This window comes from Comamonas sp. Y33R10-2, assembly GCF_019355935.1.
GTDB lineage: Bacteria > Pseudomonadota > Gammaproteobacteria > Burkholderiales > Burkholderiaceae_C > Comamonas.
On sequence record NZ_CP079925.1, the window covers coordinates 3,127,642 to 3,140,372 of the forward strand.

At 56.9% G+C, this 12,731-nt stretch carries 15 protein-coding genes; 10 read left to right on the top strand and 5 right to left on the bottom strand.

Features of this window, described 5'->3' with window-relative positions; translation table 11 throughout:
• Positions 1-50 precede the first annotated feature (50 nt).
• Together KUF54_RS14020 and apaG are read right to left on the bottom strand one after the other, a co-directional pair.
• A complete protein-coding gene (locus tag KUF54_RS14020; RefSeq protein WP_219343391.1) occupies positions 51-2,024 on the bottom strand; it encodes a site-specific recombinase in 1,974 nt (657 codons plus the stop codon).
• 18 nt (positions 2,025-2,042) lie between these two features.
• Complete coding sequence (apaG, locus tag KUF54_RS14025) at positions 2,043-2,450, bottom strand: Co2+/Mg2+ efflux protein ApaG (protein WP_219343392.1); 408 nt, start codon at positions 2,448-2,450, stop codon at positions 2,043-2,045.
• 31 nt (positions 2,451-2,481) lie between these two features.
• Here apaG and rpe point away from each other — a divergent pair, with 31 nt between their 5' ends.
• The 3 genes from rpe (at position 2,482) to speD (ending at position 4,356) form a co-directional block, all read left to right on the top strand.
• On the top strand, positions 2,482-3,165 hold the full coding sequence (gene rpe / locus KUF54_RS14030) for a ribulose-phosphate 3-epimerase (RefSeq protein ID WP_219343393.1): 684 nt from the start codon (positions 2,482-2,484) through the stop codon (positions 3,163-3,165).
• A 113-nt stretch (positions 3,166-3,278) separates the two neighbouring features.
• Entirely contained in the window at positions 3,279-3,965 is a 687-nt protein-coding gene (gene gph / locus KUF54_RS14035) for a phosphoglycolate phosphatase (protein WP_219343394.1), read from the top strand.
• Between the two features lie 10 nt (positions 3,966-3,975).
• Positions 3,976-4,356: an adenosylmethionine decarboxylase gene (speD, locus tag KUF54_RS14040; RefSeq protein ID WP_219343395.1), complete on the top strand. Its 381-nt coding sequence runs from the start codon at positions 3,976-3,978 to the stop codon at positions 4,354-4,356.
• A gap of 3 nt (positions 4,357-4,359) precedes the next feature.
• Here the strand turns inward: speD and KUF54_RS14045 are convergent, their stop codons facing one another.
• Positions 4,360-5,022, bottom strand: coding sequence for a chalcone isomerase family protein (locus KUF54_RS14045; protein WP_219343396.1), 663 nt, complete (start codon positions 5,020-5,022; stop codon positions 4,360-4,362).
• 445 nt (positions 5,023-5,467) lie between these two features.
• Here KUF54_RS14045 and trpE point away from each other — a divergent pair, with 445 nt between their 5' ends.
• The 6 genes from trpE (at position 5,468) to trpC (ending at position 10,466) form a co-directional block, all read left to right on the top strand.
• Positions 5,468-6,967, top strand: a complete 1,500-nt coding sequence (gene trpE, locus KUF54_RS14050; RefSeq protein WP_219343397.1) for an anthranilate synthase component I — start codon at positions 5,468-5,470, stop codon at positions 6,965-6,967.
• Complete coding sequence (locus KUF54_RS14055; RefSeq protein WP_219343398.1) at positions 6,964-7,299, top strand: chorismate mutase; 336 nt, start codon at positions 6,964-6,966, stop codon at positions 7,297-7,299. The genes trpE and KUF54_RS14055 overlap by 4 nt, the downstream gene beginning before the upstream one ends.
• A 4-nt stretch (positions 7,300-7,303) precedes the next feature.
• Entirely contained in the window at positions 7,304-7,885 is a 582-nt protein-coding gene (locus KUF54_RS14060) for an aminodeoxychorismate/anthranilate synthase component II (protein ID WP_219343399.1), read from the top strand.
• A gap of 119 nt (positions 7,886-8,004) precedes the next feature.
• On the top strand, positions 8,005-9,039 hold the full coding sequence (trpD, locus tag KUF54_RS14065; protein ID WP_219343400.1) for an anthranilate phosphoribosyltransferase: 1,035 nt from the start codon (positions 8,005-8,007) through the stop codon (positions 9,037-9,039).
• Positions 9,036-9,650, top strand: a complete 615-nt coding sequence (locus KUF54_RS14070; protein WP_219343401.1) for a hypothetical protein — start codon at positions 9,036-9,038, stop codon at positions 9,648-9,650. Before trpD ends, KUF54_RS14070 begins: the two co-directional genes overlap by 4 nt.
• A gap of 15 nt (positions 9,651-9,665) precedes the next feature.
• Positions 9,666-10,466, top strand: a complete 801-nt coding sequence (gene trpC / locus KUF54_RS14075) for an indole-3-glycerol phosphate synthase TrpC (protein WP_219343402.1) — start codon at positions 9,666-9,668, stop codon at positions 10,464-10,466.
• 20 nt (positions 10,467-10,486) lie between these two features.
• Here trpC and KUF54_RS14080 read toward each other — a convergent pair whose 3' ends face one another.
• On the bottom strand, positions 10,487-10,891 hold the full coding sequence (locus KUF54_RS14080) for a winged helix-turn-helix domain-containing protein (protein ID WP_219343403.1): 405 nt from the start codon (positions 10,889-10,891) through the stop codon (positions 10,487-10,489).
• 166 nt (positions 10,892-11,057) lie between these two features.
• On the opposite strand from KUF54_RS14080, the gene KUF54_RS14085 reads away from it, so the two are divergent.
• On the top strand, positions 11,058-11,792 hold the full coding sequence (locus tag KUF54_RS14085; RefSeq protein ID WP_219343404.1) for a uracil-DNA glycosylase: 735 nt from the start codon (positions 11,058-11,060) through the stop codon (positions 11,790-11,792).
• A gap of 68 nt (positions 11,793-11,860) precedes the next feature.
• On the opposite strand, the gene KUF54_RS14090 is transcribed toward KUF54_RS14085, so the two are convergent.
• On the bottom strand, positions 11,861-12,721 hold the full coding sequence (locus KUF54_RS14090) for a Wzz/FepE/Etk N-terminal domain-containing protein (protein ID WP_219343405.1): 861 nt from the start codon (positions 12,719-12,721) through the stop codon (positions 11,861-11,863).
• Positions 12,722-12,731: the final 10 nt, after the last annotated feature.

Sequence of the window (12,731 nt, forward strand, 5' to 3'; positions counted from 1 at the left end):
GCGAGGCTCCAGAAGTATTGCAGTTCAGACCCTGTGGCTGGCTTTTCGCTTTATGGCCAGAAAAAACTAAATGGCTTGCGCCACATGCGCTGGCGTATGGCTTTGTAGATGCGCGAGCGGTCTACACCGCTGACGTTGTGCGCACGCAGAGCGAGGCGGAAGGCCAGATAAAAGCTGACCCCCACGTTGAGCGCCGCATTCAAAGGCAGCATGGCGACGGCCCACCACAGCAAATCGTCATGCAGCACGCCCCAGCCCAGTGAAGCGACGGCCACGCCGATCTGCCCTGTGGACAAGGTGACGTGACGCACCTCTAGCCCCAGCCCGAAAAAGCTGGCAAAAGCAGGCACCAAACCGAGCATGAAGCCCAGTGAGATGTTGGACGACAGGCTGGAGATGTTGTTGCGCAAAAAGCTGGCCCAGCGATCCGCACGGCCGGCGCCCAATGCGCGGGTGATGCCGGGGTTATAGCGAATCACCGATTCGATATTGCGCAGCACAAACCAGTTTTCTGCACCGCCAGCAATCAAGCTGCTGACAAAGAGCAGCACGCCAGTAAAGGCGGCAAAGAAAAGCGATGGGCCCAGCAAACTCAGCGAGTCCAGCACTTGCTGTGCATGGTGGGTGCTCAGTGCAGGGTGTTCGACCAGGTGTGCGTAGCCTATGCAAAGCAGCAGTGCGGCCGGGAAGACGATGAGCACGTTGCCCAAAATAGCGGCCACTTGTGAGCGCACCAAGTGGGCGACCTCATCGACAAACTCTTGAATGGCCGAGTCGGTCTGAATGTCCTTGAGCTTGGCGGCCATGGCCGGCGCCGTCATGGCGGGCTGCTTGGTTGCCACCGTGAAGTGCAGCATCTGGATCAGCACAAAGCTGATGGCGTAGTTAAAGCCGGCAGCAAGTCCTGCCCAGAACACGGACAGACCCAGTGCATACAGCGCAAACTTGGCCAGCGTGGTGAAGGCCATTACAAAGCCACCGCCGACCGCCTTGGCCATCATGCTGCGGTATTCCGCACCGTCGCGGGTGATGTAGTGTTCGCCCGTTTCGGCGCTGCGCTCTGCCACTTTGGCTGCCAGCAGCGATGAGTTGGTGGAGACCAGCGCGCGCACGCTGCGCCGCTCGATGCCCACGGTCACGAGGTTGGAGAGCAGTTCAGACGTCTCGTAAGCACGGTCAGTTGCCAGCAAGCAGTCCAACAGACGGCGAATGCGCACAATGCGCGCGCGCACTTGGCGCAGCCTGAAGATCAAACCGACCGAAATACCTTCGGCTTCGACGTAGGTGTAGACCGAGGCGATGGCTGCGCGGCAGGCTTCTAAACGCTCGCGCAGTTGCGCGGCAGCGGCGTCGCGGCGGTCTGTGGTGCGCAGCGGCAGCATGATTTCTACACGCAGGTTTTCTACGTCATGAATCAGCGCGTGAAACGGCTTGTCATCGCGCGCCTGATCGCTCATGCGCAGGCGCAACTCAGGTGCAAAACCGGTGGAGAGAATCTGGCCCGAGCAATAGGTGATGGCGTCCAGCAGCGATCGCTCCCAAAAGCTGATGCCTTCTGCGCTGTCTTCTTGTTGCTGCGGGTTCAGGAGTGCCGAGATGCGGGCCATGAGCTGGCTGTCCAGCGCGTGCAGCCAGCGGGCGTCAAAGCGATCGGGAAAGGCCAGCATGAATAGCTCAGAGGCATCCACGGTCTCTGGCGTGCTTGGCAGCTTGTAGCGCAGGCGCTCCACCAGTTCACTGGCCATGGCGGTGCGCGGGGCAAAGCCAAAGTCGGCCAGTAAGGCGGTGATGTCCACCGTCTTCATCAGCGTCTTGGCCCACCGGCGCAGGCGCTCTAGCGCTTCGGGGTCGGTCTCAAAAGCGGTAACGATTTCTTCTACACGCCGTAGGGCACCATCCACGGATGGCTGGGCTGCGCGTATCCATTCGGCCAGATAAATCAGCCACAGATGGCGTTGCGCCAAGCCTGCATCGGGGTCTAACGACTCGAGCAGACCTGGCAGGTCAAGAGTGCTTTTTTTCATGCAGTAATGGTGTGCGTCTTAGTGCAAAACGCGTGTTTCAGGCATGGGTATAGGACCCCCGGATTCATTCATTTGTAGAACGAACAGAGGAATTTCGCACTCAAAAGTTTCACCTTCGTGATTCACACACAGGTAAGTGCCGCGCATAGTGCCTGTGGGCGTGCGCAACTGGCAGCCGCTGCTGTATTCAAAAGATTCACCGGGCTGCAGCAAAGGCTGGCGGCCGACCACGCCAAGGCCTTTAACCTCTTCAACATGGCCTAGCTCATTGCTAATCACCCAGTGCCGCGCAATGAGCTGCGCAGGCACCTCACCCGTGTTGGTCACGGTGATGGTGTACGAAAACACATAGACACCGGCAGCCGGGGTGGACTGCTCGGGCAAATAGGCGGGCTGGACTTGAACCAGAAACTCGTTCATTGGCATGGCCCAATGGTAACTGCGACAATCGCAGACCATGAGCCCTACCTATCGTATTGCCCCCTCTATCTTGTCAGCCGACTTTGCCCGTCTGGGTGAAGAAGTGCGAAACGTCATTGCTGCAGGTGCAGATTGGATCCATTTCGACGTGATGGACAACCATTACGTTCCCAATCTGACGTTCGGCCCCATGATCTGTCAGGCCGTGAAGCCTCACGCAGTAACGCCTGATGGCAAGCCCGTGCCCATCGACGTACACCTGATGGTGCAGCCCGTGGATGAACTGGCCACCGCCTTTGCCAAGGCCGGCGCTGACTACATTAGCTTTCACCCCGATGCATCGCAGCATGTGCACCGCAGCATTCAGAACATCAAGAGCCATGGCTGCAAGGCCGGCCTGACCTTTAACCCCGCCATGCCGCTGGACGTGCTGGATTGGGTAATTGATGATCTGGACCTGATTTTGCTGATGAGCGTGAACCCCGGCTTCGGCGGTCAAAGCTTTATTGATAGCACGCTGCGCAAGATTGAAGCAGTGCGCAAGCGCATTGAAGCCTCTGGCAAAGACATTCGTCTGGAAGTGGATGGCGGTATCAAAGAAGCCAACATCCGCGCCGTGGCCGATGCGGGAGCTGACACCTTTGTGGCGGGCAGCGCCATTTTTGGCAAGCCTGATTACAAGAGCGTGATTGACACCATGCGTCAAAACTTGGCGGCTTAAACCCTGCGGTGAACCCAAGGCCTGCATGCGCTTGTCATGCAGGCTTTTTTTAAGTCTTTTTGGCCGCATGTGCTTTAACTGATTGCACATGCAGCTATGGAATTGATAGTCTTATGAAGCTCAATCTTCCCGCTCCCGCCGTTGCTCTGGATGTGGATGCCGTCATGGTCGATCTCGATGGCACTATGGTGAACACCTTGGGTGATTTTGCCGAGGCGCTCAACCGCATGTTGGCTGATTTGTCTTTGCCCGCCATTGCGCCGCAGGTCATTGAGAACATGGTGGGCAAAGGCAGCGAGCATTTGATTCGCTCTGTGCTGAGTCATGTGGGCGCGAGCAATATCGACGCGATTTATCCACAGGCTTGGCAGCGCTACGAAAGTCACTATCTGGCAATTAATGGTCAGTTTGCGGACCTCTACCCCGGCGTGCTGGAGGGCTTGCAGACCTTCAAAAGCATGGGCCTGCGCATGGCCTGCCTGACCAATAAGCCGCTGTCTTTTGCCCAGCCGCTGCTAGCCGCCAAGGGGCTTAACGGCTTTTTTGACTGCGTGTTTGGTGGTGACTCCTTCCCCCGCAAAAAGCCCGACCCCATGCCGCTGCTGGAGACTTGCAAGGCGCTGGGCAGCGAGCCGGCCCGCACGCTGATGGTGGGTGACTCCAGCAACGACGCGCAGGCCGCTCACGCCGCAGGCTGCCCGGTAGTGCTGATGACCTATGGCTACAACCACGGCCAGCCGATTACGGAAGTTGAGGCCAAAGCCCATTTGCATTCGCTGGGTGAATTCAAGCGCGGTTAAGCTCATCGCCATGCACGGATTGCACCTGACCGCTGACCTTTACCAATGCCAAGGCTCGCCCAGCCTGATGCTGCAGGCCGACGCCATCGCCCAGCTGTGCCGTGCCGAGGTCGAAAAAGCGGGCTTGACTTGCATGGCCGATAAATGGGTCACCTTCCCCGGAAGTTCGGGTAGCCCCGGCGGCGTGACCGGAACGGTGCTGCTGGCGGAGTCGCATCTGGCTATTCATACTTGGCCAGAAACGGGCTCGGTCACCGTGGATGTCTATGTGTGCAACTTCTCGGCAAATAACTCCAGCAAAGCCTATGCGCTCATGGATGCGGTGCTTGCCGCGTATCAGCCAGCGCGTGTGATGCGCCAGCAAATTCAGCGCGGGGATATTCAAAAATAATAGCTATAAGTCTTTATTCAATAAGGACTGCAAGCCATTTTCCTTCTCGCCGAGTAAGGATTTTTTGAGCAGCGCATCTGCGGGTTTAGGCCCCAGCCAGATGCCAAGCAAAGCGTTGAAGAACTCTGGCTCTTTGAAGGCTTCACCTTGCTGTTGGCCCTTGACGGAGACGATGGCGCCCTGAGTGGGAATCCAGTCCACCGTAAAACTCTCGCCTTTGAGTAGTTTTTTGTGCTGGGTGAAGACATCGCTCATACGCATCACGCCGGGGATGAGTTTGGAGAATGTGGCCCTGTCCATGTTGTCTTCCATGCCCCGTGCAAATAGCTTGCCCAGCTCGGCGGAATCAATATCTCGCAGCATGGTCACGGAGATGCGCTTGGGGCCACCCAGTGCGGTCACTTCCTGAAAACTACGGGCAGGTTTTTCCAAATACAAACCGGCGGTATAGACCTTGAACACCGCCTTGTAGCGCGTTCCAGCTCCATTTAGCTCTAGTGTCTGCCCTTGCGACTGCACCGTTGGGGCATAAGTGACGCCATGGAGTTTAACGGGCTCTGTGGCTGCGGTTTGTGCCAGTGCTGTGCTACTAAAAGCGACGCCTGTGGCGCAACTGCCAAGCGCCGCTGCAAGCAGCAAAGCGCGGGCGAAACGAGTGTGGGGCATGGGTGTCTCCTCGCTGGTTTGGCATGGCAGCTTTGCTGATTGCCTAGGTGGCTTTGATGGGGGCGATAAGCGGTGCTGGGTATGTTTGAATTTGTAAGTGCTTGCGACAATCAGGATTCACCCGAGTATGTGAGCCTTTGCCTTGGGGTGTTTGCAGCAGCCAAATGGCACGAGGCTTTGGCCCGTCTTTGTATGCGCTACACTGCTTCAATCATGTTCATTCATCGCACGTTCAATGCAGGTTGTGGAGACCGGGGAGCCTGGCCCTGGCGTAAGCCTACGTATCTGAACTGCTAAAGCACCCGGCCGCGAGCCCGGCGTGCACTCGCGGCCCACCCTCGGGCCATGGAATGAACCGGCGCACCCCCAGACAATCAAGCGTCACCTGCCATCTCAAGCAAGTCAGAGCAGGTGAGCCATGCGCCATGTCTCCGGAGTTTTCACCGTGATCACGGAACTGGAATTCAAGTCTCTTGCGGCCCAAGGCTTTAACCGCATCCCTTTGTTGATCGAGGCGTTTGCCGACCTCGAAACCCCGCTTTCTCTATACCTCAAGCTGGCCCACGCCAATGGCGACGGCAAGTACAGCTTTTTGCTGGAATCCGTAGTCGGCGGCGAGCGCTTTGGTCGCTACAGCTTTATCGGCCTGCCCGCACGCAGCTTTGTGCGCGCATCGGGCTTTGGCGATGAAGCCAAGACCGAAGTAGTAACCGATGGCAAGGTGGTGGAAACCGCCAGCGGCAACCCGTTGGACTTCATCGCCGCCTACCAGCAGCGCTTCAAAGTGGCAATTACCCCCGGCATGCCGCGCTTTTGCGGCGGTCTGGCGGGCTACTTTGGCTATGACGCGGTGCGATATATCGAGAAAAAGCTCGAAAAATCCTGCCCGCCTGACAGTCTGGGCACGCCCGACATCATGCTCCTGCAGTGCGAAGAGGTGGCTGTCATCGACAACCTCTCTGGCAAGCTCTACCTCATCGTCTATGCCAACCCTGCCGAGGCCGAAGCCTTTGGCAAGGCCAAGAAGCGCCTGCGCCAGTTGAAGGATCAGCTGCGCTACTCAGTCAGTGCGCCGCAGATTCGCGCGGGTGAGAGCTACCCGGCCGAGCGTAGTTTTGACAAGCAAGACTATTTGGCTGCCGTGCAAAAGGCCAAGGATCTGATTGCGGCGGGCGACTTCATGCAGGTGCAGGTCGGTCAGCGCATTCAAAAGCGTTTCACCGCATCGCCGCTGAGTTTGTACCGCGCACTTCGCTCGCTGAACCCCAGCCCTTACATGTACTTCTACCATTTCGGTGACTTCCATGTGGTGGGTGCCAGCCCCGAGATTTTGGTGCGCCAAGAAAGCACGCCTGACGGCCAAAAAGTCACCATTCGCCCGCTGGCTGGAACCCGCCCGCGTGGCAATACGGTGGAGTTGGACAAGGCCATCGAGCAAGAGCTCATTGCTGACCCCAAGGAGCGTGCCGAGCACGTGATGCTGATTGACCTGGCGCGCAACGACATTGGCCGCATCGCTAAGACCGGCAGCGTGAAGGTGACCGAGGCTTTCTCGGTAGAGCGCTATAGCCATGTCATGCACATCGTGAGCAATGTGGAAGGCATCTTGCAGGACGGCATGGACAATATGGACGTCTTCAAATCCACCTTCCCTGCGGGCACGCTGACCGGCGCGCCCAAGGTGCATGCGATGGAGGTCATCGACCAGCTCGAGCCGACCAAGCGAGGTATTTACGGCGGCGCTTGCGGCTACCTGAGCTTTGCGGGCGATATGGATCTGGCGATTGCGATTCGCACCGGTGTCATCAAAGACAACATGCTGTATGTGCAAGCCGCAGCGGGTGTGGTGGCCGACTCTGTGCCCGAGATGGAATGGAGAGAAACCGAGCACAAGGCCCGCGCCTTGCTGCGTGCGGCTGAGTTGGTCGAGGAGGGGCTGGAATGAACAAGGCAATCGATTTGGTACAGCCCTGCACCAGCATGGAAGATGTGCGTCGCAATGTGAATGCACTGGACGATGTGCTGGTGCCGCTGCTGGTCACACGCATTGGCTATATGCAGCAGGCCGCACGCATCAAGGGCGATGTGAGCCAGGTGCGCGATGAAGATCGTATTGAAGCCATCGTCAGCCGCGTGCGTGAGCGCACGTTGCAGGAAGGCGGTCAGGCTGATGTGATGGAGGCCGTGTACCGCCAGCTGATGGAAGAGTGCATCGCCTATGAACACAGTGAATTCGCGCGTCTGCGCGGGACTCCAAAAACGCACAATCAGGAGTAAGACCATGAAGTTACTGATGGTCGATAACTACGACAGCTTTACCTACAACATCGTTCAGTACTTTGGCGAGCTGGGTGCCGAGGTGACCGTGGTGCGCAACGATGAAGCCACCGTGGCCGATGTGGAGGCGCTGATCGCACGCGAGGGCATTGAGCGCCTGGTGATTTCGCCCGGCCCTTGCTCGCCCAACGAGGCTGGAATATCGGTGGCTGCGATCAAGCATTTTGCGGGCAAGCTGCCCATTCTGGGCGTGTGTCTGGGCCACCAGAGCATTGGTGCAGCGTTCGGCGGCGACATCATCCGCGCGGGCCAGCAAATGCATGGCAAAACCAGCTTCATCCACACCGATCAGAAGGGCGTGTTTGCTGAGCTACCTCAGGCGTTTACGGTCAATCGCTATCACTCTCTGGTGATCGACAAAAACACGCTGCCGGAGTGTCTTGAAATCACTGCTACCAGTGAAGATGGTGAAATTCAGGGCGTGCGCCACAAGACGCTGGCGATTGAGGGCGTGCAGTTTCACCCCGAAAGCATCTTGACAGAGCACGGCCATGCCATGCTCAAGAACTTTCTGGATCAGAAGTAAACCGGGTTTCACTCATAAATCAGTAGCTGGTAGCGCTCGTCTTATCTGGGGTTGAGAATGAAAACCATAAGAAACCCAGAAAAGACAGGCGCAGGCAGCTCTTAAAAACATAGAGAGATATGGCAATGATTACTGCCCAAGAAGCGCTGCAACGCACGATCGAGCACCGCGAAATCTTCCACGATGAGATGCTGCATCTGATGCGCATGATCATGCGCGGCGAGCTGTCCCCTGTCATGACCGCATCCATCCTCACCGGCCTGCGCGTGAAGAAGGAAACCATTGGCGAAATCTCGGCAGCCGCCGAGGTGATGCGCGAGTTTTCGCTCAAGGTGAACGTGCACGACAAGACCCATCTGGTCGACATCGTGGGTACAGGCGGCGATGGCGCCAACACCTTCAACATCTCGACTTGCTCCACCTTTGTGATTTCGGCGGCGGGCGGCAAGGTCAGCAAACATGGCGGCCGCAGCGTCAGCAGCAAAAGCGGCAGCGCAGACGCGATGGAGGCGCTGGGCGTCAACATCAACCTGAACGCTGCGCAAATTGCTGATTGCATCCGCGACGTGGGCATCGGCTTCATGTTCGCGCCCAACCATCACCCCGCCATGAAGAATGTGGCACCCGTGCGCAAAGAGCTGGGCGTGCGCACCATCTTCAACATCCTGGGCCCGCTGACTAACCCGGCCAGTGCTCCCAATATTTTGATGGGCGTGTTCCACGAGGACCTGGTCGGCATTCAAGTGCGTGCGCTGCAGCGTCTGGGCGCAGAGCACGCGCTGGTCGTCTATGGCCGCGATGGTCTGGACGAAATCAGTTTGGGTGCAGGCACGCTGGTGGGCGAGCTCAAAGACGGCATGGTGCGTGAGTACGAAATCCATCCCGAAGACTTTGGCCTGCGCATGGCAGGCACCCGTTCGCTCAAGGTCGAGAACCCGGAAGAATCCAAAGCCATGCTGCTGGGTGTGCTACAAGGTGAGCCAGGCCCGGCACGCGATATCGTCTGCTTGAACGCAGGTGCAGCCCTGTATGCCGCCAATGTAGCCAGCTCGATTGAAGACGGACTGGAGCGTGCCCAAAAGGCCGTGGACAGTGGTGCGGCACTGGCCAAGCTCCAGCAATTGGTGGCTTACACCGCCAATCTGAACGCATGACGCAAGCTTCGCTGCATGATGCGTTGGCACCTTTGCAGCGAATGGTGGAGTCTGAGGCTGTCTGGGATCTGCCTGAGTACATACACCTCACCCCGCCGGCGTGGCTGGTCGTGCCTCAGGTGGTCGCTGCGGCCATTGCTGGGCTGATACTGCTGGCGTGGGTACAGTCCACCAGTGGCGCTGACATGTGGCTGCCTCCGGCATTGATCGCTGTAATCTGGGCTGTACGTCATGCTCGGAGTCGCAGGCTTAGCTGGCCTCTGGGTGAGGGAAGCCTGAAGTCCGACCAAGGCCGTGGCTGCCGGGTGGATCTGAGAGCGCGGCAGGTGAAGACTCTGGGTTGCGAGCCCGAGCATCAGTGGCAGCTCAATCCCGCGTTGGAGTGGAGTCTGGGTTGCATTGCATTTGCCGATAAGTCCCGCCGCTGCTATGGCTGGCGCATTGAGCTGCGCCATGTGCGCAAAGGCCCGGTGATGGTGCTGTGTACAGTGCTGCATGAAGGGCATGCGGTGCAGGGTCAGGAGGCGCTACATGCCTTGGTCCAACAGATGGCGGCGCGGTTGGGTATTCGCCGCTCAGGCATAGGCATCAGTACGGCGCCCCAAAGTTAACGAGAAAGATTTGAAATGTCCGATATTCTGAAAAAAATCTGTGACGTCAAAGTCCAGGAAGTGGGAGCAGCCAAGAAAGCTGTGTCGTTTGAAGAGATGCGCCGCGACGCGGAAAGCCGCATTTCTACACGCGATTTTGTGGGCGCTATTCGCGCAAAAATTGCCAAGGGTCAGGCGGGTGTGATTGCCGAAGTCAAGAAGGCCAGCCCCAGCAAGGGCGTGATTCGTGCTGACTTTGACCCTACAGACATCGCCCAGAGCTATATGGTCGGTGACGGCAAGGTCAGTGCGGCTTGTTTGTCGGTGCTGACCGATCGTCAGTTCTTTCAAGGCCAGCCCGACTACCTCAAGCAAGCCCGTGCCAGCACACTCCTGCCCGTGCTGCGCAAGGACTTTATGGTCGATCCTTACCAAATCTACGAGTCCCGCGTGATGGGCGCTGACTGCGTGCTGCTGATTGCCGCTTGTCTGGATGACGCGCAAATGGCCGAGATGGAGCAGATTGCTTTTTACTTGGACATGGCGGTGCTCGTCGAAGTGCATGACGCTGAGGAGCTGCAACGTGCGCTAAAGCTCAAGACACCGCTGGTGGGGATCAACAACCGCAATCTGCGCACTTTTGAGGTGGACATTCAGACCACGATTGCACTCAAGAACGATGTGCCTGCGGACCGTTTGCTGGTGACGGAGTCCGGAATTTTGACGCACACCGATGTGAAGACCCTGCGTGATGCCGGTATCGACGCGTTCTTGGTGGGTGAGGCCTTTATGCGCGCACCTGAGCCGGGTGAGGCGCTGGCCAAATTGTTTCAGTAACTGACGCGGCTGCGGCAGGTTTAGGTCAAAACCTGCACATCGGCATCCAAAAAGTAGCCCAAGCCACGCTTGGTCTTCAGTAGCGCTGGCGTGCGAGCCGATGTTTCTATCTTGCGACGTAGACGCAGCATTTGCACATCAATAGCGCGGTCAAAGACCTCGTCTTCGGCATGAGTCATGTCCATGATTTGCTCACGGCTCATGATTTGCTTGGGGCATTTGAGTAAAGCCAATAGCAGAGAAAACTCTGTTTTTGTGAGATTGACCTCGTCTCCCGCACCGCTGACGAGGCTACGCGAGCGCAGGCGTAGCTCCCAGTTGGCAAACTTAAAGCCTTGCGGCCCTCGATTGAAGGCGGAGCGGGGGGATGAAAAAAATCCCGTTGTGGCTGTGTTGCGTGAGGCAGTGGCGTAAGACGTGTACATGAATAACTCCTTGTAAGCCTGAACCGTCAAACGGTCGGCTGTATTGAAGTTAATTCTTTGCAATTTGTGACGACATGTCACTCACTGAAATCAGGTATTTTTAGTTAAAAATAAAGGGTTTACCCTTTGTTTTTTGCTATGCGTCATTGAGACAGGTGAACTTTTTATGAACTTGACAAGCCAGAGTTTGAATTGGGGCGAGCCTAGCGTCACGCAACTGCAAGGCTGTGACCCACAGGCTTGGCCAGTGACGTCAGGCTGGAAAGCGTTGGTGGATACTTTTTTTGAGGGCTCGACGGGCCGCACGCTGTTGGAGTTTTTGGAGCAAAGACTTGCTGCTGGCGCTGTAATCTTTCCCCCTGCGCCGTTGAGAGCCCTGGAGTTAACAGAGCCAGAAAATGTGCGCGTCGTCATCTTGGGGCAAGACCCCTATCACGGCCGTGGACAGGCAGAAGGGCTGGCTTTCTCAGTGGCGCCGGGTGTAGGTATTCCGCCATCGCTTAAAAATATCTTCAAAGAGATACAGCGAGATCTGGGGGAGCCGCTCCCCGCCTTCCCGGTGCCCGGCGGCAGTCTAGCGAGTTGGGCTGAGCAGGGTGTGTTGCTGCTCAATACTTGTTTGACGGTGGAAGAAGGCCAGCCAGCCAGCCATGCCAAAAAAGGTTGGGAGGCGCTGACCGACTCCATCATTTGTCACGTGGCTGAGCAAGGTCGTCCCAAGGTTTTCATGCTCTGGGGGGCTCATGCCCAAGCCAAGCGAGTGTTGATTCCTGAGGGTCGCGGGCACTTGGTGCTGATGAGCAACCATCCCTCACCGCTGTCGGCACTTCGCCCGCCCATACCGTTTATCGGTAATGGGCACTTTGGTGAGGCCAAGGAGTTTAGGCGCACGCACGATTAATAAAAGTACCAGTACTTATAAAAAAGCCCGCGAATATTATCGCGGGCTTGTGAGTGCGGTGGCTTGCTTTACCAGGGCATCGCGCTGCGAATACGGGCCAGTTTTTCTGCTTGCTCAGGCGAAGATTCTTTGGCCGCGCGTAGCGCTTGTCGGATGAAGACGAACAGCAGCAGAGCAAAGGCAGTAGCGACGGCTCCACCAATGGCCAGCAGTGATTTCTTGGGTTTGACCGACTGCTCAGGCAGAGTAGGCATCTGAATAATATCGTCCTTGTTCAAGCCTTCAAGACGGCGCTCCATGTCCAGAATTGCCCTTTGACGATTACTGTTGCCGGAAAGGAGCTCACCGTATAGGCGGCTAGTCGCTTCACTCACACTTTTGCCGGATGCAATGCTGGCGGAGGTGTCATGCTCGAGCTTGAGGGATTCCTGCAGACGTGCTTTTTCGCTGTCTAGTTGGATTTGAATCTGTTTCTTCTCCAGACCGCGCGGCTGGCTTAATGGGAAAAGTGTGTCCAGCAAAGCCTGATTCAACTTTTGAGCGGCTTCAGGTGATTTGGCTTGCGTCTCAATGTTCAGCAACTTGTCTTGCTTGCCGACGCTGACATTGATGCGCTTGCTTAGTTTTTTGTAAATTTCTTCAACAGTCAGGCCGTCGTCCAAGCCTGCAACGGGAGCAATCTGCTGAAGAACGTCCGCTGACATTGCCAAACTAGCGGCCATAGGTGCCAAAAAACTTGACCCAGGGCGCTCGACTTGAACGGAGGAGCGGCTTTCGAAAGTTTTTGGAATGACAAAACCAATGCCAAATGCCAAGATGCCTGCGATCAGTGGTCCAAAAATTAATAGCTTCCAGTTTTCTGCGAGTGTTACCAGCAGGTCCAGCAGATCAAGCTCTTCATCTTGTGGGTTTTGGTTTTGTATTTCCATGAGTTTCTAT